Here is a 26030-nt window from a genome sequence, read left to right on the forward strand (position 1 = left end):
TTTCCCTCCCGCGCCTAGTAGACGCGGCAGAGGACTTCGCCACCGACATTAGCGTCGCGTGCGGCGGAGTCCGACATGACGCCCTTCGGCGTCGAAAGGATCGAGATGCCCAGGCCGTTCTTGATCGGCTTCAGGTCCTTGATCGACGAATAGACGCGGCGGCCCGGCTTGGACACGCGTGCGATTTCGGCGATCACGGGCTCACCGTCAAAATACTTGAGCTCGATCTCGAATTCGGGGAACGCACCGGGCTTCTCGACCAGCGAGTAGCCGCGGATGTAGCCTTCGTCGGCCAGCACGTCCAGGACGCGGGCGCGCAGCTTGGAAGCCGGCGTCGCAACCTTGGCGCGCTTGCGCGTGGCGGCGTTCTTGATACGAGCGATCAGGTCGCTCAGGGGATCGTTCATCGACATATGATCGTCCTCACCAGCTCGACTTGACGAGGCCGGGGATCTGGCCCGACGAGCCGAGCTCGCGGAGCGCGATACGGCTCATCTTCAGCTTGCGATAATAGGCGCGCGGACGGCCCGTGACTTCGCACCGGTTACGGATGCGAACGGCGGAGGAGTTACGCGGCAGCTTCGCGAGCTTCAGACGAGCTTCGAAGCGATCCTCGAGCGGCAGGCTATCGTCATTGGCGATCGCCTTGAGCGCGGCGCGCTTGTCGGCGAATTGCTTGACGAGGGTCTTGACCATCTCGTTACGATTGACGGCGCTTTTCTTGGCCATGGTGTGTTTCCCTGCCCGCTCTTAATTCGTGAACGGGAACTGGAATTCCTTCAGGAGCGCCTTGGCTTCCTGATCGGACTTCGCAGTGGTGCAGACGATGATGTCCATGCCCCAGATCTGTTCGATCTGGTCATAGTTGATTTCCGGGAACACCAGGTGCTCCTTCAGGCCCATGGCGTAGTTGCCACGGCCGTCGAAGCTCTTGCCGTTCAGGCCGCGGAAGTCCTTCACGCGCGGCAGCGCGATCGTGACCAGGCGGTCGAGGAACTCGTACATCCGGTCCTTGCGGAGGGTCACCTTGGCGCCCACGATCATGCCTTCGCGCAGCTTGAAGCCGGCGATCGACTTGCGGGCCTTGGTGGCGACCGGCTTTTGACCAGCGATCAGGGTGAGGTCCTTGATGGCCGTTTGGGCCTTCTTGGAGTCCGCGACAGCTTCGCCGATACCCATGTTCAGGACGATCTTGTCCAGCTTGGGGATCTGCATTTCGTTCGTGTAGCCGAACTGTTCCTTGAGCGCGGCGCGGATGCGCGCGCGGTACTCGGACTTCAGCCGCGGCTCGTAAGCTTGATCAACCATTGATCACCTCGCCCGTGGTCTTGGCCACGCGCACCTTCTTGTCGCCTTCGATCTTGAAGCCGACGCGGGTGGGCTTGCCGTTGGAATCCACGATGGCGACGTTCGAGACGTGCAGCGCGGCTTCCTTGCTCTTGATGCCGCCTTGCGGATCGGCCTGGGTCGCCTTGGTGTGACGTTGAACCAGGTTCACGCCTTCCACGACAACGCGGTTTTCCTTGGGGCGAACTTCAGACACCGAGCCTTGCTTGCCCTTGTCCTTGCCCGCCAGGACGACAACGCGGTCGCCCTTCTTGATCTTGGCAGCCATTACAGCACCTCGGGGGCGAGGGAGATGATCTTCATGTGGTTCTTGGCGCGCAGTTCACGAGGAACCGGGCCGAAGATCCGCGTGCCGACCGGCTCGCTCGCTTTGTTGACGATGACCGCGGCATTCTTGTCGAAGCGGATCAGCGAACCGTCCTTGCGCTTCATGCCTTGGTTGACACGAACGACGACGGCGCGGAGCACGTCACCCTTCTTCACGCGGCCGCGAGGAATGGCTTCCTTCACGGACACGACGATCACGTCACCGACGCTGGCGTAGCGACGACCTGCGCCACCCAGCACCTTGATGCACATGACCCGGCGAGCGCCGGAGTTGTCGGCGACTTCCAGGTTAGTTTGCATCTGGATCATGGTTTAAACCTTCCAGACTTAAGCCGAGACCTTGGGAAGCACTTCCCAGGTCTTCAGCTTGGACTTCGGAGCGCACTCGACGATCTTGATGGATTCGCCGGTCTTGTACGCGTTGGACTCGTCATGAGCGTGGTACCGCTTGGAGCGGCGCACGATCTTCTTGAGCAGCGGGTGAACGATGGTCCGTTCAACCTTAACCACTACGGTCTTGTCGCCCTTATCGGAGACGACAACCCCTTCGAGGATACGCTTGGGCATATCGTTCTCCTTAAGCCGCGGCCTTGGCGCGCAGCACGGTCTTGATGCGGGCGATGTCCTTGCGGATCTCGCCAACGCGGTGGGTCTTTTCCACCTGACCGGTCGCGGCCTGGAAGCGCAGGTTGAACTGCTCCTTCTTCAGGCTGAGCAGCTGCTCGGCGAGTTGGTCGGGCGTCATACCCCGGATGTCAGCAATCTTGGTCATGCCGCTTCGGCCTCCAGAGCCGCACCAGCGTCGATGCGGGTGACGACACGGGTACGGATCGGCAGCTTGGCCGCGCCGAGGCGCAGAGCTTCGCGAGCGATATCGTCCGGCACGCCGTCGATTTCGAACATGATCCGGCCCGGCGCGACGCGCGCGGCCCAGTGATCCACGGCGCCCTTGCCCTTACCCATCCGGACTTCGGCCGGCTTGCCGGTGACCGGCACATCGGGGAAGATGCGGATCCACACGCGACCTTGGCGCTTCATCTGGCGAGTGATCGCCCGACGAGCCGCTTCGATCTGGCGAGCGGTGATGCGTTCCGGCTCAACGGCCTTGAGGCCGTAGGAGCCGAAGTTCAGCAGGGTGCCGCCCTTGGAGACGCCATGAATGCGCCCCTTGAACTGCTTGCGGTACTTGGTTTTTTTCGGTGACAGCATAGCGCTCTATCCTTAGCCCCGATCGCGACGGCCGCGATCACCCCGGTCGGGACGATCGCCGCGCTCGCGCCCACCACCTTCGCCGGCAGGGCCGGACTCGGTGGCGAGACGCTTGTCGAGCGCCATCGGGTCATGCTCCAGCACTTCGCCTTTGAAGATCCAGGTCTTCACGCCGATGATGCCGTAGGTGGTCTTGGCTTCCGCGAAACCGTAGTCGATGTCGGCGCGCAGGGTGTGAAGCGGCACGCGACCTTCGCGATACCATTCCATACGAGCGATTTCCGCGCCGCCGAGGCGGCCCGACACGTTGATGCGGATGCCCTTGGCGCCAAGACGGACGGCCGATTGGATCGACCGCTTCATGGCGCGACGGAAGGCAATCCGGCGCTCGAGCTGCTGGGCGATGGACTCGGCCACCAGCTGGGCGTCGGTTTCAGGCTTACGGATTTCGACGATGTTCAGGTGAACCTCGCCTTCCGTCATGATCGACAGGTCCTTGCGGAGCTTGTCGATGTCAGCGCCCTTCTTGCCGATGATGACGCCCGGGCGGGCGGCATAGATCGTGACGCGGCACTTCTTGTGCGGACGCTCGATGATGATGCGCGAGACGCCGGCCAGATAGAGCCGCTTCTTGAGCATCTTACGGACAGCGATGTCCTGATGCAGAAGCTTGCCGTACTGGGCGCCGTCGGCGAACCAACGGCTGTCCCAGGTGCGGTTGATGCCGAGCCGAAGCCCGACCGGATTGACTTTCTGACCCATTAGGCGGCCTCACCCAGTTCGCGGACCACGATGGTGATCTCGGAGAACGGCTTTTCAACGCGCGTCGCACGGCCGCGGGCGCGGGGCGAGAAGCGCTTCATCACCAGGTTCTTGCCCACATAGGCCTCGGACACGACCAGCGAGTCGATGTCGAGGTTGTGGTTGTTCTCGGCATTGGAGATGGCCGAGTACAGCGCCTTGCGGACGTCCTGGGCGATACGCTTGTGGCTGAATTCGAGCTCGTTCAGAGCGCGCTGGACGTTCAGGCCACGGATGGACTGAGCAACCAGGTTCAGCTTACGAGCGCTGGTGCGCAAGGTGCGAACCTTACACATCGCTTCGTTGGCCGGCAGGCGGCGAGGTTGTTTAGCTTGGCTCATGGCCTACTTCCTCTTCGCCTTCTTGTCGGCGGCGTGGCCGGGGAAGTTGCGGGTGGGAGCGAACTCACCGAACTTCATACCGACCATGTCTTCCGACACGATAACGGGGACGTGCTTCAGGCCGTTGTGGACGCCGAAGGTCAGGCCGACAAACTGCGGCATGATCGTCGAGCGACGCGACCAGGTCTTGATAACGTCCTTGCGGCCCGACGACAGGGATGCGTCGGCCTTCTTCAGGAGGTACCCGTCAACAAACGGGCCTTTCCAGACGGAGCGGGTCATGGCTTAGCGGCCCTTTTTCGCTTTGTGGCGCGAACGGATGATGAACTTATCCGTGGCCTTGTTGACGCGGGTCTTGGCGCCCTTGGTCGGCTTGCCAGCCGGGGTCACCGGGTGACGACCGCCCGAAGTCCGGCCTTCACCACCACCGTGGGGGTGGTCGACCGGGTTCATGGCGACGCCGCGAACGTGGGGGCGACGACCCATGTGACGAACACGACCGGCCTTGCCGAGGTTTTCGTTCATGTGGTCGGGATTGGAGACTGCGCCAACCGTGGCCAGGCAGGTGTCGAGGACCATGCGCAGCTCGCCCGAATTCAGGCGGATCTGGGCGTAGCCGGCGTCACGACCGACCAGCTGGGCGTAGGCGCCAGCCGAACGAGCGATCTGACCACCCTTGGCGGGCTTCAGCTCGACGTTGTGGATGATCGTGCCGATCGGCATGGTCCGCAGCGGCGAGGTGTTGCCCGGCTTCACGTCGACCTTGTCGGCGGTGACGACTTCGTCACCAACCTTGAGGCGCTGCGGGGCCAGGATGTAGGCGAGCTCGCCATCGGTCTGATACTTGATCAGGGCGATGAACGCGGTGCGGTTGGGGTCGTATTCAATACGAACAACCGAAGCCACGCCTTGCTTGCGACGCTTGAAGTCGACCAGGCGATAGAGGCGCTTGGCGCCGCCGCCGCGGAAGCGGACAGCGATACGGCCATTGCCGCCGCGACCGCCCGACTTGGTCAGGCCTTCAACGAGCTTCTTCTCGGGACGACCCTTGTAGAGCTCGCTGCGGTCGATCAGGACCAGGCCGCGCTGGCCTGGGCTGGTCGGGTTAAAGTGCTTCAAGGCCATCTGATTAGAGCCCCGTCGTGATGTCGATCGACTGGCCTTCGGCCAGGGTCACGATGGCTTTTTTGACATCGGAACGACGTCCGATGATGCCGCGGAAGCGCTTGGTCTTGCCCTTGGTGACCATGGTGTTGACCTTGGTGACCTTGACCTTGAACAGCTCTTCGACTGCGGCGGCGATTTCGTCCTTGGACGCATCGGCGGACACCCGGAAGACAACCTTGTTCTGCTCGGAAAGCAGGGTGGCCTTTTCGGTGATCACCGGCGACAGGATCGTGTCGTAGTGGCGGGCGGTTGCGGCCATTACGCGGCTTCCTTCTCAGCGAAACGCGCCGAGATCGCATCCACCGCGTCCTTGGTCAGGACCAGGGTGTGGCGACGCAGCACGTCATAGACGTTCAGGCCGGCGTTCGGCAGCACGTCGATGTTCGGAATGTTGCGGGCGGCGAGCTTGAAGTTGCCGTCCACTTCCGGACCCGCGATGACCAGCGCGTTCTTCAGACCCATCTTTTCGAAGTTGGCGCGCAGGGCGGCCGTCTTCGGATCGGTCAGAACGGCGCTGTCCAGCACGACCAGCGAACCGGACTTGGCCTTCGACGACAGAGCGTGACGCAGAGCCATCGCACGGATCTTCTTGGGAAGATCGAACGCGTGGCTGCGGACGACAGGGCCGTGGGCCTTGGCGCCGCCGACGAACTGGGCCGCACGGCGCGAACCGTGACGAGCGCCGCCGGTGCCCTTTTGCTTGTACATCTTCTTGCCCGTGCGAGAGACCTCGTTACGGACCTGAATCTTGTGGTTGCCGGAGCGGCGCTTGGCCAGCTGCCAGGTGACGACGCGCTGCAGGATGTCGCCGCGGATGTCGGCGATGCCAAAGATGGCGTCGTCGAGATCAACGGAGCCGGCCTTGCCGCCGTCCAGTTTGATGACGTCGAGTTTCATTAGCCTTCGCCCTCTTCGGTCGATGCCGCGGGGGCTTCCTCAGCGGGGGTTTCAGCAGCGGCGGTCGCCGGAGTCTGGCCAGCCTTGCGGAAGGCGCCCGGACGCGGCAGGTCGGCCGGAGCGGCCTTCTTGATCGCGTCGCGAACCTTCACGTAGCTGCCTTCGTGACCGGGGACAGCGCCCTTGATCAGGATCAGGCCGCGCTCGACATCGACTTTCCAGACGGTGACGTTCAGCGTGGTGACGGTTTCCTGACCCAGGTGACCGGCCATCTTCTTGCCCTTGAACGTACGACCCGGATCCTGGCGTTGGCCAGTCGAGCCGTGCGAACGGTGCGAGACCGAGACGCCGTGAGTTGCGCGCAGACCACCGAAGTTCCAGCGCTTCATGGCGCCGGCAAAACCCTTACCGACGGTGACACCCTGGATGTCGACCTTCTGGCCGGCGAGGAAGTGGTCGGCGGTGATTTCCGCGCCCACTTCGATCAGAGCGGCTTCTTCGACCCGGAACTCGGCGACGACCCGCTTGGGTTCGACCGAGGCCTTGGCGAAGTGGCCACGCATGCCGTTGGGAGTGTTCTTCGGCTTCTTTGCGCCGGCGCCGAGTTGAAGGGCGGTGTAACCGTCCTTTTCCTGGGTGCGTTGCGCGGTGACCTGGCAGCCGTCGAGCGAAAGGACGGTGACCGGGATGTGCTGTCCAGCTTCGTCAAAGAAGCGGGTCATGCCGAGCTTCTTGGCGATAACGCCAGTGCGTTGAGCGGGGAGAGTCATAAGATTCGGCCCTCCTTACAGCTTGATTTCGACATCAACGCCGGCCGACAGGTCGAGCTTCATCAGCGCGTCCACGGTCTGCGGAGTCGGGTCAACGATGTCGAGAACGCGCTTGTGCGTACGGATCTCGAACTGTTCGCGCGACTTCTTGTCGACGTGCGGCGAACGGTTGACGGTGAATTTCTCGATAAGCGTGGGCAGGGGGATCGGGCCCCGTACCGTCGCACCAGTGCGCTTGGCCGTATTGACGATCTCGCGCGTGGAATGATCCAGCACGCGGTGATCGAAGGCCTTGAGCCGGATGCGGATGTTCTGACGATCCATATCGCTCGGTTTCCTAGTGGGCTGCGCCCGCGTCTCGAACCATTTCAAAGACCAACTCGAACCCCCGGAAGAGTTCGAACGCAGCGTCCGCAAAACAAATGGCCCTCACGGTCGCCCGTGGGGGTTATGTCCAGATATTGCGCCCCTTCCCGAAAGAAGGTTGGCGGCGCTATGTCCGGGCGTCTCGCGAACCGCGTTTGAGCCCTAAAGCTCACAGCCGGTCCAACAGAGGCGCGCTTGTACGTTCCGAATCCGGTTTCGTCAAGCGCTCCGCTTGCCTTGTCGCGCCACAAAGTGAGGCGACTCGGCGAGCCGCTTCTGGATAGGCGCCCAGCCCCTCCTCCGCAACCCCTCATCTGTCATGGGATTGTCGAATAACGCCGTCACATGGGCAGGAACGTGCGTGCGCATGCGGATAGTCGCCCATCATGATCTTTCAAGTGTCACAATTGAGCATCAACTGACCCCCAAGCGCGACTATTGCCCCTTGTGGCGCAAAGCGACGCGCCATAGATGCCGCCCCTCCCCGGCGGACTGGTGGCCCCTCCCCCCAATGACCGCCAGCGCCGGGGTTGTTCCAGTAAGGGGATTACCCACTATGAAGACCCAACTTTTCGCCGCCGCCGCCGTCGCGGTCCTCGCCTTCTCGGCTCCCGCCTTCGCCCAGCAAGTCGGTTCGGTCGGCGCGGCCGTCAACTACACCGACCTCGACACCCGCACGTTCGGCGCTGACGGCACGTCGGTGCAGATCGACGGCTCCGTCGCCGTTCCGGTCGGCGCGGCCTGGACCGTGACCGTCAATGGCGACGTTTCGATCTCGGACAATGACATCAGCGACGAGACGGTCGCCTCGGGCGCCGCTCACCTGACCACCAAGGTCGGCGACAACTGGCGCGTCGGCGGCTTCACCGCCCTGTCGCGTCCCAGCAACGACACCCTGTGGGCCGTCGGCGCCGAAGCCCACAAGTATCTGGGCAATGTCACCCTGTCGGGCCTGGCGGCCTATGGCCAGTCCAACGACCTGGACGCCGACCTGTACGCCGTGCGCGGTGAAGCCCGCTACTTCGTGACCGACGACTTCCGCATCGACGGCGGCCTCGGCTATTCGAAGATCGACACCGCCATCGAAGCCGATGCGTGGGACGCCTCCGTCGGCGGCGAATACAAGTTCGCCAACAGCGGCTGGTCGACCTTCGGCAAGTACACCCACACCGAAAGCGAAGACCTGGCCGACCTGAAGTCGGACGCGGTCAAGATCGGCGTGCGCTACACCTTCGGCGGCAGCCTGAAGGCCCGCGACGCGGCCGGCGCCGACCTGATCGACGCCGGTACGCTGTTCGGCTTCGGCGTCCGCTAAACCGGACCGCCAGCGCCTGAAAAGCGGAAGGCCCCGGGACATCCGTCCCGGGGCCTTCACTCTATATATATATGTGCGATCGTCGAACGCGGCTCAGTGGCCGATATAGACGTCGCCCGAACCGGCCACCGACTTGCTGACATGGCCGGTCGCCTTGGCGACGCGCACATCGCCCGAGCCGGCCACGGAGACCTCGACGTCGCCGACTTCGCCGTCATGGGTCACGTCGCCGGAGCCCATGATGCTGACCTCGATCGACCTGGCGCGACCGCCGGCGATCGCCACGTCGCCCGAACCGGCGATGTTGACCTCGACCTTGCCGCCGACGCTGGCCGCGCCGGCGTCGCCCGAGCCGGCGATCGATACGGTGAAGTCGCCCGCGATCTCCTGGGTCTTGACGCTGCCCGACCCGGCGATGCTGATCTCGGCCGAACCCGCCGAGCCGACATTGGTGTCGCCCGAACCCGCCTGACTGACTTCCAGATCGCCCTTCACGTTGGCCACGGTCCAGTCGCCGCAACCGGCATTGGCCAGTTCAAGGCTGTCGCTGCGGCCGATGCTGCCGAACACGGCGCCGGCCCCTGACACGTCCACCTTCATCGGCGTGCGAATGACGATCTGCGGAATGTCGTCCCAGTTCACTTCCCCGACGCCGCGCACCTTGATGGTGGCCACGCCCATCTTGGTGTTGCAGCTGCCGATCTTGTTCATGCGCAGATCGCCATCGACGATCGTGGTCGGGCCGTCCTGACGAATGCTCAGAGGCAGGCTCTTGTTGGTGGTCAGGAACTCCACCTTGATGTCGTCGCGGGCTTCGGGGATCACCACGACGCGGGCGACCGCGTCCTTGATCCGGACCGAAGGCGCGGCCGAGGCGGCGCCAGCGAAACCCAGGGCGGCCGCGCCGGCGGCCAGAACGAGAAGTGCGCGCATCGAATTGTTTCCCCTGTCAGATGGCGTTGATGAGGAAAGCTAGCGGCGCCCGGCGGAGGAGACGACTTAATTCGCGGTCATGACCGCGATGTCACAAATCGGCCTTACGGCCGTGCTTCAGCCGGCGTGTCCATTCCCAGCTCGAAACTGCGTTCCAGACCCTTGATCCGGTCCTCGACGAGACGCGCGCGTTTCAGGCCCAGAGACGCGGCCCACAGGCCGGCCCGCGCGAAGGCCGGGGTCTTGTCCATCGCCGCCACGGGCAGCCCCCAGCGCCGGAAAACGCCGTTGGCGTAGTGCGCCCCGTTGGTCAGGCGCGACGCCCAGGTCTGGTAGTCCACTGACAGCGAGACGTTGAACGTTCCCAGATTTTCGATTCTGTGCGGCGCGTGCAGCGGCCAGGCGGCGGCCATGCCGGGCTCAAGGTCGAACACCTGGGCGGCCGCGTCCATCTCGCGGCGATACGGCAGGTCCTCGGTCTGCTGCTTGAGCAGGATGTTCTCCATGCCCTGCTGCGGCATGTGGGCTTCGTCGGCCGGATAGATCCAGATCCGCTTGCGGCCGCGCAGGTGGAAAAGCACCACGCCCGGCGCATCGGCGTGGAACGGCACCTTGGCGCCGGGGGCCGACAGGATCAGCTGGCCATTCAGCTGGATCGGCCTGAAGCCCTGCGCCTGACCCGAGATGCCCGCAAAGGCCTCCTTGATCAGATCGCCCAGCTGCGGATACCAGGCCTCGGCCCGGCGCAGTTGCACCCAGATGCGACCTTCCTTGACGCCTTCCAGCACCTCCTGGCCAGATCGCCGCCCGCGCGCTCCGGTGCGCATGGTGTGCTGGCCGTCGGCGTCGAAGTCGAACAGGTTGATGTCGTAGAGCTCGGCCGGATAGGCGTCGAGCACGCGCGCCAGGGCCTCGTCCTCGAACAGGCGAGACTCCACGAGCCGGTGCTGAAAGGTGACCGGCGTCCTGCCAAAGGCGTTCTTCTGTTCTGGCGACCAGGCGGTGATCAGATCGGACATCGGAGATTCCCTAGTCGAGAAGCGTGAGGAGGCCAATTCCGACGCCCAGGCCCAGGCCCGCTCCGATGCGCGGATGGCGACGGGTCATGGCCGTGACGAAGGACGAAGCGCCCCGCACCTGCCCCACCAGGCCTGGCTCGCAGGCGGTGATGCCGTCAAAGCGGCGCGACAGACGGGTCAAGCCCGCGAGGCCGGTCCGTCCAACAACCGGGGAACGGGTATGGATCATGCCTTCGAATACCGGTTCGGCCGGCTCGGCGAAGTCGCGCTTGTAAGCCTCGCCGCCGGGCCCGAAGTCGACGCGGGTGATCCCCTGCTCGGCAACGGCGCGCAGGGTCTCCAGCGTCATCAGGCTGCCAGGCGAATAGCGGGCATAGGCGGTGTCATAGATCGGAAACCACAGGTGATGGCGATCGCCGCTGGTCAGGCCCAGCTCGGCCGCGACAATGGCGTCGCCGGCCCGAAGGACGGCCAGCTTCAGGCCAAAGTCGGCTTCGGTCACTTCGGCCAGGCGATGCAGCAGGGCGCCGGTCCAGCCGCAGGCGAAGATGTCGTACTGGTGGGTCCGACGAAGCTGCTGGCGCTTGCCGGCGATGATCCGATCCAGCATCGCGGCGGTGGGCGCTTCGAAGCTGAAGCGCACGGGCCCGTGTTCGCGCTCGAGCGCCCGCAGCCGACGGCGCTTGTCCTTGAGAAATCCCGCGCTGCGGCTGGCTTCATAGGCAGGAAAGCCGGCCGAGACGTCGGCGGCCATGGCGTGACGCACCGACAGGCCGCGCCCCTCGTTCGTTCCCGGACCGATCAGGCCGCCAAAGCGCGCGCGATCGGCGCCGAGCTTTCTGAGGATAGCGGTCAGGTCCAGGCTGGTGTCGGCGGACACGACAAGACCATGAATGTCGCTCATCGGCGCCGCCAGGGGCTGGATCAAAGCGCCGCGCCGCTGAAACGGCAGAAAACCCTGAATCTCGTCGCCCTGTCGAATGACGGCGATCGCCGCGCTGGGCGCGATCTCGCCAGCGACGTCGATGAAGCGAAGATCGAAATAGGGACTGTCGAGCAGCCGATTGGCTTGACGCAGGGCGTTCCACCGCGCGCGCTCGACAGCGCCCAGGTCGCGGACCTTGACCGCCTTTACGGAAACCCCGTCGTGCAAAGCCGCCCCCCAAAGTTACGGGAGGTTACAGCGACCTTTCCTAACAATCGCTTTAGTTGAGCGGCGCATCCTTGGCGGCGCTCAGGCGGACAGGGACCGACTTGTAGGCCGGCGTGCCGCTGCGGGTGTCGCGATCGTCCAGATCGACCAGGATATTGGTCTCGGGATAGTAGGCAGCGAGGCATCCGCGCGGGATGTCGCGCGCCACCAGGGTAAAGCCACGCACCACCCGCTCGCCGCCGGCGTCGAAGGCGGCGGCCAGGTCGATGCGATCACCGGAAGACAGTCCGCGCGCGGCGATATCGTCGGGATTGGCGAACACCACGTCGCGCCGGCCGAACACCCCGCGATAGCGGTCGTTCTGGCTATAGATGGTGGTGTTGTACTGGTCGTGGCTGCGCAGGGTGGTCAGGATCATCACGCTGGCGTCGCCCTGGCGCGGATCGCCGGCCTTGGGGGCGTGCGCCATGAAGTTGGCCTTGCCCGAGTCAGTCTTCCAGACGCGATCCGACGGCGGCACCGGCAAGCGGAAGCCACCGGGCACGCGGACGCGCTCATTATAATTGTCGAAGGCGCCCGGAAACACGCAGGCGATCAGGTCGCGGATCCGGTCATAGTCGGCGACCAGACCCGACCAATCGACGTCGTCATCCTCGCCCAGCACGGCTTGAGCGATGCCGGCCACGATGGCGGGTTCCGATTTCAGTTGGTCAGAAGCCGGCGGGTTCAGCCCCTTCGAGGCGTGGACCATGGACATCGAGTCCTCGACCGTCACCGCCTGGCGGCCGCTGGCCTGGATATCGATCTCGGTGCGGCCCAGACACGGCAGCAGCAGGCTTTCCCTGCCGACCAGCAAATGGGTGCGGTTGGGCTTGGTGGCGATGTGGACCGCGAAGTCCAGCCGGCGCATGGCGGCGAAGGTGCGGATCGGATCGGGCGCCGCCACCGCGAAATTGCCGCCCAGCCCCAGGAAGACCTTGGCCTCGCCGCGCTCCATCGCCTCGATGGCCTCGACCACGGTGTGGCCGTGATCGCGCGGCGGCTCGAAGCCGAACACGTCGCGCAGGGAGTCCAGCAGGGCCGCCGTTGGCTTCTCCGCCACGCCCACCGTTCGCGCGCCCTGGACATTGGAGTGGCCCCGGAGCGGACAGATCCCCGCCCCCGGCCGGCCGATATTGCCCTTCAGCAGCAGCAGATTGACCAGCTGCTGCACCGTGCCCGATGAGTCCCGATGCTGGGTCAGCCCCATGCCGTAGCAGAGAATGGTCGCCTTCGACCGCGCATAGACGGCGGCGGCCTCTTCAATCTGGGCGCGCGACAGGCCTGAGCCCGTCTCGATCTCTTCCCAGCTCAGAGCGTCCAGCGCCTCGACCAGCGCCTCGAAGCCGGCGGTGTGCTCGGAGATGAAGTCGCGATCGACGGCCTGCAGGGCCAGCACCGCCTTCATCATGCCCTGCACCGCCAGGGCGTCGCCTCCGATGGTCAGTTGATAATAGGCCGAGGCGATCGGCGTGGACGACAGGGTGGCCATCTCGACCGCGTCCTGCGGCGAGGCGAACTTCTCCAGCGCCCGCTCGCGAAGCGGATTGAAGGCCAGGATCGCCGCGCCGCGCTTGGACGCCTCGCGCAGGGTTCCCATCATCCTGGGATGGTTGGTGCCGGGATTGTGGCCAAAGCACAGGATCAGGTCGGCGTGGTCGAAATCCTCCAGCGTCACCGAGCCCTTGCCCATGCCGATCGAGTCCGGCAGGCCCACGCTGGTCGGCTCGTGGCACATGTTGGAGCAGTCGGGGAAATTGTTGGTCCCGAACCGCCGGCCCAGCAACTGGTAAAGGAACGCCGCCTCGTTCGAGGCCCGGCCCGAGGCGTAGAATTCGGCCTGATCCGGATGCTTCAGCGCCCGCAGCGCTGCGCCGGTTCGCGCGAAGGCCTCGTCCCAGCTGATCGGCAAGTAGCGGTCGCTGGCGGCGTCATGGGCCATGGGCTCGGTCAGCCGGCCCAGGTCCTCGATGGCGTGATCGCTCCAGGTCAGCAGCTCGGTCACCGTATGGCGCTCGAACACCTCGGGCGAAGCGCGCTTGCTGGTCGCCTCCCAGGCCACCGCCTTGGCGCCGTTCTCGCAGAACTCGAACGACGAGGTGTGCTTGGGGTCAGGCCAGGCGCAGCCGGGGCAGTCGAAACCCTCGGGCTGGTTGGCCGACAGCAGGGTGCGGCCACCCTCGATCACCGTGGCCTGATCGCTCAGGGCGCCGGCGACGCCCTTCAACGCGCCCCAGCCGCCGGCGGGCGCATCGTAGGGTCGGACACCAGGGATCTTCGCATCGGCCATCAGACGGTCTCCAGCACGGCTTCCACCATCCGGTCGGCGCGGGTGAAGACGGTGTGGCCATCGGATCGCGCCAGGGCGATCAGGGTCAGACCCGCCTCCTCCGCCTTGCGGATGGCCAGGTCGGTGGGCGCCGAAACCGCCACCAAAACGGGGCAGCCGATGCGGACAGCCTTTTCCACCATCTCGAACGAGCAGCGGCTGGTGACGAGTATAAAGCCTGACGCCGCGTCGGTCCCCGCCACGGCCATGGCCCCGGCCAGCTTGTCGAGTGCGTTGTGGCGGCCCACGTCCTCTCGCGACAGCAGGATGCGCCCGTCAGCATCGGCGAAGGCGGCGGCATGGGTGGCGCGGGTCAGGCGACCCAGGGTCTGGGTTTCGGCGAGGGCATCGACGGCCCGCTGAACGGCGCGATGCGCGATTGGCCGCCCCTCGCCCATTTTCGGCAGCGGCCGCACGGCGTCCGACAGGCGCTGAACACCGCACAGGCCGCAGCTGGACCGCCCTTCCAGAGTGCGCGGCCGGGCCTTGCGGTTCGCCGCTCCGGCCCGCAGGCGCACATCGGCCAGCAGGCCAAGCTCGGTCTCGCCCACCTCTATATCTATAATGTCAGCCGCGACGGCCACGGCCTCGGTCAGGGTGAAGCCGCGCGCCAGATCCTCGACATCGGCGGGCGTGGCCATCAGCACCGTGTGGGGTCGGCCGTCGAACGACAGGCCCACGGCGACCTCGTCGGGCACGGCCCGCTCGATCAGTTGAGGCTCGGCGCCGGCGCGCCACTGCTCGGCGGAACGGCGGGTGACGGAGGGACTTGGCATGCCACAAGCCTAGCTCGCCCGCCCCCGCCTCGTCACGACAAATGCGTGACGTAGTGTGGCGAGGCCGCAACGCCCAAGCCCGGGTCGCAACCGTTACAAACCCCCTTCCCGGTGAGTTTTTACGACCGTCTCTTTCAGCACCTTTCCTGAAAATTCCAAACCTGCCCCCTCCATGTCAGTCCGTCCAAGAGGGGCGGCTGACCGCTTCGGTCCCGTCAAAGACTGTCAGGCGCCGGCAACCCAAACGCCACATACGCGAAACAGCCCGGCCATAGCCCTGTCCCATCGCGAACACGTTTTCGCTGAACTTTCGCCGCCGCAACGACGCGGAGGCGAATTTTGGGGATAGTTTCATGACTAGAACTCAATACCTGACGGGCGCCTCGGCGCTCGTGCTTCTCCTGACCAGCGGGCCGATCGCCGCCCAAGCCCAGTCCACCCCGGCCGTCGGCCCGAACGCCGTCGACGAAATCGTCGTCACCGGCTCGCGCATTGCGCGCCGCGACTATGTCTCCAACAGCCCGATCGTCACGGTCGGCAGGGACGACATTGAAAAGAGCGGCTCGGTGACGGTCGACACCCTGCTCAATCAGATGCCGCAATTCGTGCCGTCCGTAAGCAGCACCTCGAACAACCCCTCCAACGGCGGTCAGGCCAATATCGACCTGCGCGGCCTGGGTACGGCGCGGACCATGGTCCTGCTCAACGGCCACCGCGTGGTGCCGTCCAACTCTGACGGCACGGTCGACGTCAACATCATTCCGGCCGCGTTGATCCAGAACATCGAGGTGATCTCGGGCGGCGCCTCGGCGACCTATGGTTCGGACGCCATGGCCGGCGTCGTCAACTTCAAGCTCAACACCAATTTCACCGGCCTGCAGGTGGACGCCCAGTATGGCGTGACGGAAGAGGGCGACGGCAGGGAAAAGGCCCTGTCAGCGACGGCTGGCGGCGAATATGCGGACGGCCGCGGTCACGCTGTTCTGTCGCTGGGCTATTCCGAACGCGGAGAGGTCTACAACGCCTCGCGCGACTTCTCGAAAATCTCAGGCGCCTCGTCGACCACGCCCTATGGCCGCTATGACGCCACGGGCACGAACCTGCCCAGCCAGGCGGCCGTGGACGCCATCTTCTCGCAGTACGGCTACGCCGCGGGCACGGTGAAGGCCAGCGCCAACCTGGGCTTCAACAACGACGGCACGCTCTTCTACAATGGCGTCAACTACAAGGGCTCGACCGCGATCGACTATTCGACGATCCCGGTGAACGGCACGTACAACACCGGCGCCCTGAACCTGCTGCAACTGCCGCTGACCCGCTACACCGCCTACGCGGCCACGGACTACGAGATCAACGAGCACGCCGAGTTCTACGGCTCGTTCAACTTCACGCACTACGACTCTCGCACGATCCTGGCTCCGTCGCCCGCGGCCAGCGCCACGGGCTTCAGCGTGCCCGTGACCAACCCGTTCATCTCTGATGATCTGGCCGCGCTGTTGGCCGGTCGCGCCAATCCCAACGCCAATTTCCTGCTGCGCAAGCGCTTCACCGACGTTGGCCCGCGCGTTTCCGAGACGACCTTCAACGTGTTCCAGATCGCCGGCGGCGTGCGCGGTGACATCGGCTTCAAGGACTGGACCTACGACATCTACGCCTCGTACGGCCGCTCCGAGCAGAACGAGACCCAGTCGGGCAATGTCAGCCACTCGGCTGTTCAGACCTTGCTCAACGCAGCCGACGGGGGCGCGAGCCTCTGCGACGGCGGCTATGATCCGTTCGGGCTGCAGACGATTTCGGCGTCTTGCCTGTCCTACATCAGCCGTCAGACCAAGAACCGCACCGTCGCGGAGCAGCAGGTGGTGGAAGCCACCGTCCAGGGCGGTCTTTTTGACCTGCCGGCGGGCGAAGTGCGCGGCGCCTTTGGCGTCAACTACAAGCGCGACACCTATCTGTTCGAGCCCGACAGTCTGCTGGCCACCGGCGACGTGGTGGGCTTCAACGCCCAGGACGCCATCGACGCCTCGACCAACGTCAAGGAACTGTACGGCGAACTGCTCGTCCCCATCCTGAAGGACCTGCCGTTCATCAAGGCGCTGAACGTCAATGCCGGCTACCGCCTGTCGGACTACAACACCATCGGCAAGGTCAACGCCTACAAGCTGGATGGCGACTGGGAAGTGGTCGAAGGCTTCCGCCTCCGCGGCGGCTATCAACGCGCTGTTCGCGCGCCGTCGATCGGCGAACTCTACTCGCCGCAGAACCAGGGCTATCCATCGATCAGCGAGGATCCCTGCGCCTATGACAGCACCTACCGCGCCGGCTCGAACGCGGCCACCGTGCGCACGCTCTGCCTGGCTCAGGGTGTGCCGTCGGCGATCATCGACAGCTACACCTACGCCAACAGTCAGGTGAACTCGCTGAGCGGCGGCAATCCGGATCTGAAGGAAGAAACGGCAGACACCTACAATGTCGGCTTCGTCTGGACGCCGAACTTCACCCATCCGCTGGCGGAGCGGCTGTCACTGTCGATCGACTACTATTCGATCGACATCAAGGACGCGATCGGCACGATCGACGCCAGCACGGCCCTGGACAAGTGCTATTCCAGCTCGGGCAACCCGACCGGCGACGCTGCGAACTACTATTGCAGTCTGTTCCAGCGCAGCAGCTCGACCGGCGAGATCGAACTGCTGAGCCTGACCAACCTGAACCTGGCCGAATACAAGACCTCGGGCGTCGACTTCCAGGCGGACTGGGGCTTTGGCCTGGGCGCTGTCGGCCTGGACGACAGGTACGGCTCGATGAAGGTCAACCTGATCGGCTCCTATCTGGACAGCTTCAGGGTTCAGAGCCTGCCGGGCGAAGCGTTCGCCGAGCTGAAGGGCACGATCGGCAACACCCAGGTCAGCTCGACGGCGGTGTCACACCCCGAGTGGAAATACGCCACCTCGGTCAGCTATCTGATCGGTCCAGTCGAGGTCGGCGCGCGCTGGCGTCATATCGGCGACATGACCGACGCGGCGGACCCCAGCGAGAAGATCGGCGCGGTGGACTATTTCGACCTCAACGGGTCGTGGAAGGTCAACGACATCTATTCGATCCGCGGCGGGGTCACCAACCTGACCAACAAGCAGCCGCCCTACTTCTCGTCATACGTCCAGGCCAACACCGATCCGTCCACCTATGACGTGCTCGGGCGTCGGTTCTTCATGGCCATCAAGGCCAAGTTCTAGGTTCAGCTCGCCGGGCGGAACCGGAAACGGCGGATCCTCCGGGATCCGCCGTTTTTTGTGCGCGCGTCGCTGTCCGATGCGCTCTCAAAAGCCTTGAGACACCAACCTTGCCCCCAAAGCAAAAGGCCCCGGCGTTTCCGCCAGGGCCTTCGCTTTAGATCAACAGTCGCTGAAGACGGTCGAGACTACTCGACGATCTTGGCAACCACGCCGGCGCCGACCGTACGGCCGCCTTCGCGAATGGCGAAGCGCAGGCCCTGGTCCATGGCGATCGGGGTGATCAGCTCGACGTCCAGCTCGGCGTTGTCGCCCGGCATGATCATTTCCACGCCTTCGCGCAGCTTGATGATCCCGGTGACGTCCGTCGTGCGGAAGTAGAACTGCGGGCGATAGTTGGTGAAGAACGGGGTGTGACGGCCGCCTTCTTCCTTGTTCAGGATGTAGGCTTCAGCCACGAACTTGGTGTGCGGGGTGATCGAACCCGGCTTGCACAGCACTTGGCCGCGCTCGACGTCTTCGCGCTTGGTGCCGCGCAGCAGAACGCCGACGTTGTCGCCAGCCTGGCCCTGGTCCAGCAGCTTGCGGAACATTTCGACGCCCGTGCAGGTCGTCTTCTGAACCGGACGGATGCCGACGATTTCGACTTCTTCGCCGACCTTGACGATACCCTTTTCGATACGGCCCGTGACCACGGTGCCGCGGCCCGAGATCGAGAACACGTCTTCGACCGGCATCAGGAACGGCAGGTCCAGCGGACGCGCCGGCTGCGGGATGTAGTCGTCAACCGTCTGCATCAGCGCCAGGATCGACTCTTCGCCGATCTTGGGGTTGCCACCGTCGATGGCGACCTTGGCCGAGCCCTTGGTGATCGGAATGTCGTCGCCCGGGAAGTCATACGACGAAAGCAGCTCGCGCACTTCCATCTCGACCAGCTCGAGCAGCTCTTCGTCGTCGACCAGGTCGACCTTGTTCATGTAGACGACCAGGGCCGGAACGCCGACCTGACGGGCCAGCAGGATGTGCTCGCGGGTCTGGGGCATCGGGCCGTCGGCGGCCGAAACCACCAGGATCGCGCCGTCCATCTGCGCAGCGCCGGTGATCATGTTCTTCACATAGTCGGCGTGGCCGGGGCAGTCGACGTGGGCGTAGTGACGGTTGGCCGTCTCATATTCCACGTGCGCGGTGTTGATCGTGATGCCGCGGGCCTTTTCTTCCGGCGCGGCGTCGATGTCGGCGTAGTTCATCGCCTTGCCGCCGCCGACCTTGGCCAGCGTGATGGTGATCGCGGCCGTCAGCGTCGTCTTGCCATGGTCAACGTGACCGATGGTGCCGATGTTGCAGTGCGGCTTAGTGCGTTCGAACTTTTCCTTGGCCATGGTCTCTACCTTGCGCGCCGGCGGCTATGAATGGATGTCGTTATATAGGGAGCTTGGAGCGGGTAGCGGGAATCGAACCCGCATCCTCAGCTTGGAAGGCTGCTGCACTACCACTGTGCTATACCCGCCTAGCTGCGGGGTCGCGGTCGGCTCCCGGTCTCTGGCTTTGGCGTCCTGTCCGGATCGCTTCGAGGCGGTTCAACGCGCGTGGTGGGGGAAGTAGGACTCGAACCTACGAAGGCGTACGCCAGGGGATTTACAGTCCCCCCCCTTTGCCACTCGGGACATTCCCCCAGCGCGCGTTGAGCGACCTCAATGCGACCCTCCCCTTCCAGTACGCCCGGCGAACCGGTCGTCATGAAAAAGGAACAAAGGCCTCCTTGAACACTGGCGGACGGTGCTAAAGCAGCGCCGTCCTGGCTCGCGGAAACCCTCAGGGCCCCAAATCGGAGCGCGTCTTATAGTGTCCTCTCATTCCGAACGCAACGACCGCCGGAAGCCTTCTGCGCCAGGACGTGATTTTAGTCACAAGCCTCGGAATAATCAGAACTTTTCCAAGGGCAAAGAAGACGCAAAGGACTGGATTTGGGGGATTCACGCTGTTGAAGCGGCCCTGACCAACCCCGCCAGACCCGCTCCGAAACGCCTTCTGGTCACCGCCGACCGCGCCAAACGACTCGCGCCGGACGTCGCCAAACTGACCTGCCTGCAGATCATGGAAGGCCAGGAGATCGCGCGACAGCTGCCGCAGGGCGCCGTCCACCAGGGCTTGGCCCTGAAGATCGACGAGCCGGAGTCGCTGTCCATCGCCGAACTGGGCGAGAACCCCGGCGGCTTCCTGGTCATGCTGGACCAGATCACCGACCCGCAAAACGTCGGCGCGATCTTCCGCTCGGCCGCCGCCTTCGGCGCGCGCGGCGTCATTCTGCAGGATCGCCACGCCCCCACCCTGTCGGGCGTCTTGGCCAAGACCGCCGTCGGCGGGGTCGACAAGGTGGCCCACGCGCGGGTGGTCAATCTGTCCCGCGCGCTGGAAGAACTGGCCGACATGGGCTGGCGCGCCGTCGGCCTGGCCGGCGAGGCCGAAGAAACCCTCGATGTGGCGCTCGACGGAACGCCGACCGTACTTGTTCTGGGTTCGGAGGGCGAAGGCGTCCGCCGTTTGGTCGCAGAGCATTGTGATGCCATGGGAAAAATTGCCATGCCCGGCGGTTTCGAGAGCCTGAATGTGTCCGCCGCGGCGGCAATCGCGCTCTACGAGGCGTCGCGAGTTTCGCGCAGGGGATGAAAACGGTTCGTGAATCTTATTTAACCGTTTTGATTTCGTCGCACGCTCATGCTTTCCTCACGGACTAGTGTTCCGCGAGCGCTGCTCGACGGGAAATGCTGGCATGGGATCGGGGGACCCGATGTTTGGACGTAATACGCGTTTGGCGGCTCTAGGCGCTTCGGCGCTGAGCGTCTTGGTGCTTGCCGGTTGCGGCGCGGGCGATGTGGACACCACACCGCCCTCGGCCATGGCCGGATCGGGCGCCGAGACCTCGCCGGATCTCATGGGCGCGCCGCCAGCGCCGGACGCCGGCTCCGCACCGGATGGGCTTCTGGGCGCGCCGACCGCGGCCACCCCGCCCGCCCCCGTGTCGGTCGACACCGCGCCGAGCAAGAGTTCCACGCTGAAGACCTGGCGCCGGCCCGACGGGACCCTGGTGACGGCAATGCGTCCCATCCCCAATCCCAAGGAGCGTCGCGCCGTTCGTTATGCGCCGCGCGCCGCCTCCGCCCCGGCCCATCGCGCCGCAGCGGCGCCCGCGCCGGTCGCCAAGCCCATGGCCAAGCCGGTCGCGGTCGCCGCGGCCAAGCCCGCGACCGTCGCCGCTACGCCCGTTCTGAAGCCGGTCGCGCCGATCCAGCCGGCCGCGCCGCTGGCCAAGGCCCCGACGCCCGTCCTTCCCGCTCCGGTCGCGACCAAGCCGGCGAGCAAGCTTGAGCAACTGCAGGCAGCCGTCGCGCCGGCCGCCACCAAGGGCGCCGTTCTGGCCGCTGGAGACAGCCTGGCCAAGGGCGAGGCCGGACAGGTCACCCTGTCGCTGCCCGCCACCCTGGGCGACATGATCAAGGCCGAGGCCGCCAAGCTGGGCCTGACCAAGGCCGCCAAGAAGACCAGCGCCTACGCCAAGCTTGAAGGCGAGGGCTATGAGGTCACGCCCAACGGCAAGCAGACCGCCGTGGTCAAGCCGGGCGAGCCCACCACCTTCGCCTGGCAGGTCAAGCCGGGCGCCGAGGCCAAGGGCCAACTGAAGTCGGAATTCGGCGTCGACCTGAATGGCGTCAAGCCCGCGCAGTCCTTCTCGCTGGGCGAGATCGTCAAGCGCGTGGCCCCGCTGAAGGAAGAAGCCAAGAAGAAGACCGAAAGTCTGCTGTCGAAGCTGAACCTGCCGGGCCTCGACGGCTCCGTCACGCTCCCGGGCCTGGGCCCGACGCCGATGAAGTCGGTTCTGGGCGGCGCCCTGGTGCTGCTGGCCGTAATTATCCTGGCGATCATCTCGCGCAACGCCGCCGCCGGTCGCGCCCAGGCCGAGCGTCGCCGCAAGTTCCGCACCCTCACCGACTACGGTCGCAACGAGATGGAACTGGACGCCGCGCCCAGCACCGCGCACGTCTCCTATGTCAATCCGATGGTCGCGGCCGCCGGCGGCGCCCTGGCCGCCACGGCGGTGAGCCACGGTCATGACGATCATGGCCACGATGCTCATGGTCACGACGACCATGGTCATGACGCGCACGGGCATGACGACCATGGCCACGATGCTCACGGACACGACGGCCACGCCGCCGATCACGGCCATGACGCCCACGCGCACGACGGCCATGCTCCGGCCGATCACGTCGCCCACGTCGCCGCCTCGCCCGTCTCGGCGCATGACGACCATGGTCACCACGACGACCATGGCCATGACGCTCATGCGCATGACGATCACGCCCATGGAGATCACGGGCATGACGATCACGGCCACGCCGGCGACCTGCACGCCGGAGCCCATCCCGACCCGCATGCGCCGGCCGAGCACGTCGCCCATGTGAGCCCCGTGGCCGCCGCCGCGCCGGTTTCGGCGCATGGCGATCACGGTCACCATGATGATCATGGCCATGATGCTCACGGGCACGACGACCACGCCGCCGATCACGGCCATGACGACCATGCGCATGACGGTCACGCCAAGACCGATCACGCCCATGACCCCCATCATGGCAAGGAACTCGAGCACGCCCACCACTAGGTGGGACTTGCAACACCGCCCGCCCTGCCGCATGAGGGGTCATGTTTGACACTCTGATCGCCCAGGCGGGCGGGCTCGAAGGCCCGTTCATGGCCTTCCTGCAAGTCCTGATGATTGACCTTGTCCTGGCCGGCGACAACGCCGTCGCCGTCGGCCTCGCGGCCGGCGGTTTGCCGGTCAAGGATCGCCGCAAGGTCATACTGTACGGCCTGGGCGCGGCCGTGGTCCTGCGGATCGGGTTCGCCCTGATCACCACCTGGCTGCTGGGCGTGATCGGCCTGCTGCTGGCCGGCGGCGTGCTGCTGCTCTGGGTCTGCTGGAAGATGTGGCGGGAACTGCGCGAGCAGGCCACCCACGATCAGGCCGACGCTGTTGCCTCGATCGACGACGACCCCTCGACCGAACCGCGCGCCCGTCCGGTGAAGACCTTCAAGCAGGCCTTCATCCAGGTGCTGATCGCCGACGTCTCGATGTCGCTGGACAACGTGCTGGCCGTGGCCGGCGCGGCCCGCGAACACCCGGGCATCCTGGTCTTCGGCCTGCTGCTGTCGATCATCCTGATGGGCGTCGCCGCCTCGGCCATCGCCAGCCTGCTGCACAAGCATCGCTGGATCGGCTTCGTCGGTCTGGCCATCGTGCTCTACGTGGCCGTCCACATGATCTGGGAAGGCCACCGCAGCGTGGTCATCGACCTGAGCAAGACCGACGCCTACAACGCCTCGGCCCCCGGCTTCATCGACATCGGCCCCGAGGAAGTGGCCGACCACATGAAGCACAAGAAGTAGCCCTAGCGCCCCGGCAGCGGCGGCATGTCCAGCCGCCGGGCATGGGCCATCTCGCGATAGAGCCGCAAGATCGCCTGGTCTCGCGCGGTGTCGCCAGCCGCCTCGACGGCTTCATGCAGCGCGATCAGGGCGCGGCGCAGAGTGGCGTTGGCGCGGTCCAGCACCGCCAGGGTGAAGTCGCCGTCGGCGGCGCCCGCCGCCTCGGCAAAGGTCTCGCCATAGACCGGCGCGGCGTCCAGCAGGACGGCGCGCAGGGTGGCGTTCTCCCACACCCGCGCCGAAAGGCCGCGCTCGGCCTCCTGGGCGGCCAGCAGCGACAGCAGGGCCACCACCCCGACCTTGCCGGCCATGAACTCGCCGGCGGATTCGGGCGGCGGCGGCTCGGCGACGCAGAGGAAATTGCCAACCAGGATGTCGGGCAGGCTCGGGGTCATGACAGGCCCTCCAGACGCATGAGGCCATCGGCCAGGATCTGATCGTGTCGACGCGCGGTGTACCAGCCGGAAATGGCCAGCACCGGGTCCTTGAAGCCGCCGTCGCGATATTCCCGCGCCGCCGAGGTCCAGATCGCCTGGCCCTTTACGGCGCTGAACAGCTCCCACCAGGCCAGGGCGGCCGGATCGACGGGCAGGCCGCTGGTCCGGCTCCAGATCGCCAGGGCCTCGTCGCGCGGGATCATCCCCGCCACGCGCCCCTCATCGTAGTGACTCCACAGCGGATCGATGGCCCAGGCCAGGTCCTCCAGCGGATCGCCCAGATGCGCCATTTCCCAGTCGAGGATCGCCAGGATCTTGCCCTCACCGTCATGCAGGAAATTGCCGGTGCGATAGTCGCCGTGCACCACGCGCACGGCGGTCGCGGGCGGCGGCGGCGCGCGGCGCAGGCGACGGATGGCGGCGCGCACGATGGGCTGGGGGTGCTGCTCGTCAGCCTCGATCACGGCGGCCCAGTGATCCAGGGCCACGCGCCAGCACTCGGCCGCCTCGGGCGCGACGGCGGCCTGGGCCAGCGGAAGCCCCGCCGGATCGGTGGCCGCGATGGCCCCCAGAGCCGAGAAGAACGCCTCGCCGATCACCTGAGCGTGCGGGCCATAGGGCTGGACGGTGAAGGGCGAGGCCGCCGCGCCGCCATCAACCCGGGTCATGATGAAGAAGGGTCGCTCCAGTTCCGCGCCTTGCGTCTCCAGCACGATCGGCTCGGGCACGGGCGCGCGGTCATGGAACGACTGGAAGGCCAGATATTCCAGGCTGCGGTCGGTCTCGATCAGGCTGGCGGTCGGATCGCGGCGCAGGATCAGGGGACGGACCGCGCCCTCGACGATCGCGTCGAAACGATAGGTCTCGCGACTGGCCCCGCCCGGAATGCGCGACAGGTCCCGCACGGTGGTGGAGGCGCCGAAATGGCGGGTCAGATAGGCTTCAAGCCGTTCAGCCAGGGTCATGTGGCGACATCCAGGATCGAGGCGAAGCCCGAAGGCGCGTGCGGGCCCAGCGCCAGTTGCTCGAACACGCCCCGTCCGATCCGGGCGCGGCCGTCCTCGTCGGTGAAGGTGATGCGGCTCAGCGCCTGGACATGCAGATGATGCGGCATCCGGCGGTCGAGGGCGGCGGTGACGAAGTCCTCGCGCTCCACCGCCAGTTCGCCGTGATTGAGGCCGTGCCCCCAGGCCGGATGGCCGTAGCCCAGACCCAGCATGAAGAATTCGGTCTGCGGCTCGATCACCACCTTGCCGCCGGCGCCCAGATCCAGCGTCGCCGCGCGGGCGTGGCGCGTCCCCGAGCGCCAGTCGATGGCGCAGACCGCCTGCTCGAACTCGCCCTCCCCGTCCTCGCGGCCGCCGTCGGCCAGCCACAGCGCCCTGCGGTTCCAGGGCCGGCCCAGCTCGTCATCATTGGTGTGGAAGAAGAGGCCCCCGTCCTCGAAATTGCACGGCGACCACAGCCAGAAGAACTGCATCGGCGCCGTTGGCGCGGCCTCCTGCGGATCACGCATGCCGACCGGGCGCACGCCCCACGACCGGTCGCGCGTGCCGACAAAGCCGTCGACACTGCTGCGGACGCCGTCGACCTCGATCCAGCCGCTGTAGCGGCCGTTCTGGGTCAGGCGCGTATAGTCCATGAAGGTGCGCGGGCCGTTGCGCCGGATGAAGCGCGGCTCCTCGATCGGAAAGGCGCGGCCTTCGAAGACGATCTCGGCGCAGATCGCGTGCTCGGGCGAATCCACCGTCAGCTTCAGGCGCTGAAGCGGCGCCTGCACCTCGATGCGGATCGGACCGACGCTCAGGTCCATCCGCTCCATCTGCAGCCAGCGGCTGGCGTGAAGATTGACCTGGCGGCCTCCCTTCATCACGCAGAAGGCGGCGTCGGCGATGTTCAGATGCGGATAGACGCCGAACGCGGCGGCGAAGAACAGGTCGCCGCCATCCCCGTCGAGGGCGTAGCCATTGAAGAAATAGCGATCGTAGAAGTTCCGATCGGTGCCGGCATAGGCCACCGGTTCCGGCGTCTGATGAATCGGATAGTCGTCGCCCCAGGTAAGCGCCATGCCGTCCTCCCGTCAGCCCGCGCCA

The 26030-nt window shown here is 65.6% G+C and carries 30 protein-coding genes, 2 tRNA genes and 1 pseudogene; 5 read left to right on the plus strand and 28 right to left on the minus strand.

The features are described from left to right. Nucleotides 1–14: 14 nt before the first annotated feature. From rpsH to ACW17V_RS12565, 17 genes and pseudogenes are all read right to left on the minus strand, one after another. Entirely contained in the window at nt 15–413 is a 399-nt protein-coding gene (gene rpsH / locus ACW17V_RS12485; protein WP_062145548.1) for a 30S ribosomal protein S8, read from the minus strand. 10 nt (nt 414–423) lie between these two features. After that, nucleotides 424–729 (minus strand): 30S ribosomal protein S14, encoded by a 306-nt coding sequence (gene rpsN / locus ACW17V_RS12490; protein ID WP_419321089.1) that lies wholly within the window; start codon nt 727–729, stop codon nt 424–426. A 21-nt stretch (nt 730–750) separates the two neighbouring features. Next, the gene (gene rplE / locus ACW17V_RS12495; protein WP_035049369.1) at nt 751–1308 is read right to left on the minus strand and encodes a 50S ribosomal protein L5; all 558 of its coding nucleotides are present in this window, start codon (nt 1306–1308) and stop codon (nt 751–753) included. After that, nucleotides 1301–1615 carry a 50S ribosomal protein L24 gene (gene rplX, locus ACW17V_RS12500; protein ID WP_492105437.1) on the minus strand — a complete coding sequence of 105 codons (315 nt, stop codon included), beginning with the start codon at nt 1613–1615 and terminating at the stop codon, nt 1301–1303. Before rplX ends, rplE begins: the two co-directional genes overlap by 8 nt. Beyond that, entirely contained in the window at nt 1615–1983 is a 369-nt protein-coding gene (rplN, locus tag ACW17V_RS12505) for a 50S ribosomal protein L14 (RefSeq protein ID WP_035049365.1), read from the minus strand. The genes rplX and rplN overlap by 1 nt, the downstream gene beginning before the upstream one ends. Before the next feature lie 18 nt (nt 1984–2001). Further along, complete coding sequence (gene rpsQ / locus ACW17V_RS12510; RefSeq protein ID WP_062145542.1) at nt 2002–2241, minus strand: 30S ribosomal protein S17; 240 nt, start codon at nt 2239–2241, stop codon at nt 2002–2004. Nucleotides 2242–2251: 10 nt separating this feature from the next. Beyond that, complete coding sequence (gene rpmC / locus ACW17V_RS12515; RefSeq protein ID WP_035049361.1) at nt 2252–2446, minus strand: 50S ribosomal protein L29; 195 nt, start codon at nt 2444–2446, stop codon at nt 2252–2254. Then, nucleotides 2443–2883: a 50S ribosomal protein L16 gene (rplP, locus tag ACW17V_RS12520; RefSeq protein ID WP_035049360.1), complete on the minus strand. Its 441-nt coding sequence runs from the start codon at nt 2881–2883 to the stop codon at nt 2443–2445. The genes rpmC and rplP overlap by 4 nt, the downstream gene beginning before the upstream one ends. A 12-nt stretch (nt 2884–2895) precedes the next feature. After that, nucleotides 2896–3645 (minus strand): 30S ribosomal protein S3, encoded by a 750-nt coding sequence (gene rpsC / locus ACW17V_RS12525; protein WP_419251729.1) that lies wholly within the window; start codon nt 3643–3645, stop codon nt 2896–2898. Next, entirely contained in the window at nt 3645–4025 is a 381-nt protein-coding gene (gene rplV, locus ACW17V_RS12530) for a 50S ribosomal protein L22 (RefSeq protein WP_035049356.1), read from the minus strand. The genes rpsC and rplV overlap by 1 nt, the downstream gene beginning before the upstream one ends. A gap of 3 nt (nt 4026–4028) precedes the next feature. Beyond that, on the minus strand, nt 4029–4307 hold the full coding sequence (gene rpsS, locus ACW17V_RS12535; protein ID WP_419251730.1) for a 30S ribosomal protein S19: 279 nt from the start codon (nt 4305–4307) through the stop codon (nt 4029–4031). A gap of 3 nt (nt 4308–4310) precedes the next feature. After that, nucleotides 4311–5150, minus strand: coding sequence for a 50S ribosomal protein L2 (gene rplB / locus ACW17V_RS12540; protein ID WP_492057046.1), 840 nt, complete (start codon nt 5148–5150; stop codon nt 4311–4313). Between the two features lie 4 nt (nt 5151–5154). Continuing rightward, nucleotides 5155–5451: a 50S ribosomal protein L23 gene (locus ACW17V_RS12545; RefSeq protein ID WP_419251732.1), complete on the minus strand. Its 297-nt coding sequence runs from the start codon at nt 5449–5451 to the stop codon at nt 5155–5157. After that, nucleotides 5451–6089 carry a 50S ribosomal protein L4 gene (rplD, locus tag ACW17V_RS12550; protein ID WP_492105438.1) on the minus strand — a complete coding sequence of 213 codons (639 nt, stop codon included), beginning with the start codon at nt 6087–6089 and terminating at the stop codon, nt 5451–5453. Before rplD ends, ACW17V_RS12545 begins: the two co-directional genes overlap by 1 nt. Continuing rightward, nucleotides 6089–6859 (minus strand): 50S ribosomal protein L3, encoded by a 771-nt coding sequence (gene rplC, locus ACW17V_RS12555; protein WP_492105439.1) that lies wholly within the window; start codon nt 6857–6859, stop codon nt 6089–6091. The genes rplD and rplC overlap by 1 nt, the downstream gene beginning before the upstream one ends. Before the next feature lie 15 nt (nt 6860–6874). Continuing rightward, nucleotides 6875–7183, minus strand: coding sequence for a 30S ribosomal protein S10 (gene rpsJ / locus ACW17V_RS12560; RefSeq protein WP_004616952.1), 309 nt, complete (start codon nt 7181–7183; stop codon nt 6875–6877). A 13-nt stretch (nt 7184–7196) separates the two neighbouring features. Further along, a pseudogene (locus ACW17V_RS12565) lies at nt 7197–7398 on the minus strand (hypothetical protein). A gap of 383 nt (nt 7399–7781) precedes the next feature. Between ACW17V_RS12565 and ACW17V_RS12570 the strand changes: the two are divergent. Then, nucleotides 7782–8540 (plus strand): hypothetical protein, encoded by a 759-nt coding sequence (locus ACW17V_RS12570; RefSeq protein ID WP_492105440.1) that lies wholly within the window; start codon nt 7782–7784, stop codon nt 8538–8540. A 93-nt stretch (nt 8541–8633) separates the two neighbouring features. Here the strand turns inward: ACW17V_RS12570 and ACW17V_RS12575 are convergent, their stop codons facing one another. The 5 genes from ACW17V_RS12575 to fdhD form a co-directional block, all read right to left on the minus strand. Then, a complete protein-coding gene (locus ACW17V_RS12575) occupies nt 8634–9473 on the minus strand; it encodes a GIN domain-containing protein (RefSeq protein ID WP_492105441.1) in 840 nt (279 codons plus the stop codon). A gap of 104 nt (nt 9474–9577) precedes the next feature. Then, nucleotides 9578–10492, minus strand: a complete 915-nt coding sequence (locus tag ACW17V_RS12580; RefSeq protein WP_492105442.1) for a transcriptional regulator — start codon at nt 10490–10492, stop codon at nt 9578–9580. 10 nt (nt 10493–10502) lie between these two features. Beyond that, nucleotides 10503–11645 (minus strand): GNAT family N-acetyltransferase, encoded by a 1143-nt coding sequence (locus tag ACW17V_RS12585; protein WP_492105443.1) that lies wholly within the window; start codon nt 11643–11645, stop codon nt 10503–10505. Nucleotides 11646–11697: 52 nt separating this feature from the next. Next, a complete protein-coding gene (locus ACW17V_RS12590; RefSeq protein WP_492105444.1) occupies nt 11698–13974 on the minus strand; it encodes an FdhF/YdeP family oxidoreductase in 2277 nt (758 codons plus the stop codon). Further along, nucleotides 13974–14789, minus strand: a complete 816-nt coding sequence (gene fdhD / locus ACW17V_RS12595; RefSeq protein WP_492105445.1) for a formate dehydrogenase accessory sulfurtransferase FdhD — start codon at nt 14787–14789, stop codon at nt 13974–13976. Before fdhD ends, ACW17V_RS12590 begins: the two co-directional genes overlap by 1 nt. Nucleotides 14790–15142: 353 nt before the next feature. Here fdhD and ACW17V_RS12600 point away from each other — a divergent pair, with 353 nt between their 5' ends. After that, nucleotides 15143–18022 carry a TonB-dependent receptor domain-containing protein gene (locus ACW17V_RS12600; protein WP_492105446.1) on the plus strand — a complete coding sequence of 960 codons (2880 nt, stop codon included), beginning with the start codon at nt 15143–15145 and terminating at the stop codon, nt 18020–18022. Nucleotides 18023–18207: 185 nt separating this feature from the next. Here the strand turns inward: ACW17V_RS12600 and tuf are convergent, their stop codons facing one another. The 3 genes from tuf to ACW17V_RS12615 all read right to left on the minus strand — a co-directional run bounded on the left by tuf (nt 18208) and on the right by ACW17V_RS12615 (nt 19692). Further along, a complete protein-coding gene (tuf, locus tag ACW17V_RS12605) occupies nt 18208–19398 on the minus strand; it encodes an elongation factor Tu (RefSeq protein WP_492052331.1) in 1191 nt (396 codons plus the stop codon). Between the two features lie 54 nt (nt 19399–19452). Beyond that, nucleotides 19453–19526: transfer RNA gene (locus ACW17V_RS12610), tRNA-Gly, on the minus strand. A gap of 80 nt (nt 19527–19606) precedes the next feature. Beyond that, nucleotides 19607–19692: transfer RNA gene (locus ACW17V_RS12615), tRNA-Tyr, on the minus strand. 169 nt (nt 19693–19861) lie between these two features. On the opposite strand from ACW17V_RS12615, the gene rlmB reads away from it, so the two are divergent. From rlmB to ACW17V_RS12630, 3 genes are all read left to right on the plus strand, one after another. Beyond that, entirely contained in the window at nt 19862–20686 is an 825-nt protein-coding gene (gene rlmB, locus ACW17V_RS12620; protein WP_492105447.1) for a 23S rRNA (guanosine(2251)-2'-O)-methyltransferase RlmB, read from the plus strand. A gap of 178 nt (nt 20687–20864) precedes the next feature. Continuing rightward, nucleotides 20865–22676 carry a stalk-specific protein StpX gene (gene stpX / locus ACW17V_RS12625; protein WP_492105448.1) on the plus strand — a complete coding sequence of 604 codons (1812 nt, stop codon included), beginning with the start codon at nt 20865–20867 and terminating at the stop codon, nt 22674–22676. Between the two features lie 41 nt (nt 22677–22717). After that, entirely contained in the window at nt 22718–23461 is a 744-nt protein-coding gene (locus ACW17V_RS12630; RefSeq protein WP_492105449.1) for a TerC family protein, read from the plus strand. A gap of 2 nt (nt 23462–23463) precedes the next feature. Here the strand turns inward: ACW17V_RS12630 and ACW17V_RS12635 are convergent, their stop codons facing one another. From ACW17V_RS12635 to ACW17V_RS12645, 3 genes are read right to left on the minus strand one after another with little or no spacing between them, the layout of a single operon-like run. Then, nucleotides 23464–23895, minus strand: coding sequence for a hypothetical protein (locus ACW17V_RS12635; RefSeq protein ID WP_492105450.1), 432 nt, complete (start codon nt 23893–23895; stop codon nt 23464–23466). Beyond that, nucleotides 23892–24902, minus strand: coding sequence for a phosphotransferase family protein (locus tag ACW17V_RS12640; RefSeq protein ID WP_492105451.1), 1011 nt, complete (start codon nt 24900–24902; stop codon nt 23892–23894). The genes ACW17V_RS12635 and ACW17V_RS12640 overlap by 4 nt, the downstream gene beginning before the upstream one ends. Next, nucleotides 24899–26005, minus strand: coding sequence for an Rv3169 family protein (locus tag ACW17V_RS12645; protein ID WP_492105452.1), 1107 nt, complete (start codon nt 26003–26005; stop codon nt 24899–24901). Before ACW17V_RS12645 ends, ACW17V_RS12640 begins: the two co-directional genes overlap by 4 nt. Nucleotides 26006–26030: the final 25 nt, after the last annotated feature.

The sequence above is a fragment of the Caulobacter sp. FV2ye17ST genome (genome assembly GCF_058680955.1).

Coding starts and splice junctions, on each gene's coding strand:
- rpsS (WP_419251730.1), bottom strand. CDS start 4,307: ATGACCCGCTCCGTCTGGAAAGGCCCGTTTGTTGACGGGTACCTCCTG.
- rpsH (WP_062145548.1), bottom strand. CDS start 413: ATGTCGATGAACGATCCCCTGAGCGACCTGATCGCTCGTATCAAGAAC.
- rplN (WP_035049365.1), bottom strand. CDS start 1,983: ATGATCCAGATGCAAACTAACCTGGAAGTCGCCGACAACTCCGGCGCT.
- ACW17V_RS12600 (WP_492105446.1), top strand. CDS start 15,143: ATGACTAGAACTCAATACCTGACGGGCGCCTCGGCGCTCGTGCTTCTC.
- rplB (WP_492057046.1), bottom strand. CDS start 5,150: ATGGCCTTGAAGCACTTTAACCCGACCAGCCCAGGCCAGCGCGGCCTG.
- rplD (WP_492105438.1), bottom strand. CDS start 6,089: ATGAAACTCGACGTCATCAAACTGGACGGCGGCAAGGCCGGCTCCGTT.
- ACW17V_RS12570 (WP_492105440.1), top strand. CDS start 7,782: ATGAAGACCCAACTTTTCGCCGCCGCCGCCGTCGCGGTCCTCGCCTTC.
- rpsC (WP_419251729.1), bottom strand. CDS start 3,645: ATGGGTCAGAAAGTCAATCCGGTCGGGCTTCGGCTCGGCATCAACCGC.
- fdhD (WP_492105445.1), bottom strand. CDS start 14,789: ATGCCAAGTCCCTCCGTCACCCGCCGTTCCGCCGAGCAGTGGCGCGCC.
- rplE (WP_035049369.1), bottom strand. CDS start 1,308: ATGGTTGATCAAGCTTACGAGCCGCGGCTGAAGTCCGAGTACCGCGCG.
- rplV (WP_035049356.1), bottom strand. CDS start 4,025: ATGAGCCAAGCTAAACAACCTCGCCGCCTGCCGGCCAACGAAGCGATG.
- rplC (WP_492105439.1), bottom strand. CDS start 6,859: ATGACTCTCCCCGCTCAACGCACTGGCGTTATCGCCAAGAAGCTCGGC.
- ACW17V_RS12640 (WP_492105451.1), bottom strand. CDS start 24,902: ATGACCCTGGCTGAACGGCTTGAAGCCTATCTGACCCGCCATTTCGGC.
- rplP (WP_035049360.1), bottom strand. CDS start 2,883: ATGCTGTCACCGAAAAAAACCAAGTACCGCAAGCAGTTCAAGGGGCGC.
- ACW17V_RS12590 (WP_492105444.1), bottom strand. CDS start 13,974: ATGGCCGATGCGAAGATCCCTGGTGTCCGACCCTACGATGCGCCCGCC.
- tuf (WP_492052331.1), bottom strand. CDS start 19,398: ATGGCCAAGGAAAAGTTCGAACGCACTAAGCCGCACTGCAACATCGGC.
- ACW17V_RS12635 (WP_492105450.1), bottom strand. CDS start 23,895: ATGACCCCGAGCCTGCCCGACATCCTGGTTGGCAATTTCCTCTGCGTC.
- rpmC (WP_035049361.1), bottom strand. CDS start 2,446: ATGACCAAGATTGCTGACATCCGGGGTATGACGCCCGACCAACTCGCC.
- ACW17V_RS12545 (WP_419251732.1), bottom strand. CDS start 5,451: ATGGCCGCAACCGCCCGCCACTACGACACGATCCTGTCGCCGGTGATC.
- rplX (WP_492105437.1), bottom strand. CDS start 1,615: ATGGCTGCCAAGATCAAGAAGGGCGACCGCGTTGTCGTCCTGGCGGGC.
- ACW17V_RS12580 (WP_492105442.1), bottom strand. CDS start 10,492: ATGTCCGATCTGATCACCGCCTGGTCGCCAGAACAGAAGAACGCCTTT.
- ACW17V_RS12630 (WP_492105449.1), top strand. CDS start 22,718: ATGTTTGACACTCTGATCGCCCAGGCGGGCGGGCTCGAAGGCCCGTTC.
- ACW17V_RS12575 (WP_492105441.1), bottom strand. CDS start 9,473: ATGCGCGCACTTCTCGTTCTGGCCGCCGGCGCGGCCGCCCTGGGTTTC.
- ACW17V_RS12645 (WP_492105452.1), bottom strand. CDS start 26,005: ATGGCGCTTACCTGGGGCGACGACTATCCGATTCATCAGACGCCGGAA.
- rpsJ (WP_004616952.1), bottom strand. CDS start 7,183: ATGGATCGTCAGAACATCCGCATCCGGCTCAAGGCCTTCGATCACCGC.
- rpsN (WP_419321089.1), bottom strand. CDS start 729: ATGGCCAAGAAAAGCGCCGTCAATCGTAACGAGATGGTCAAGACCCTC.
- rpsQ (WP_062145542.1), bottom strand. CDS start 2,241: ATGCCCAAGCGTATCCTCGAAGGGGTTGTCGTCTCCGATAAGGGCGAC.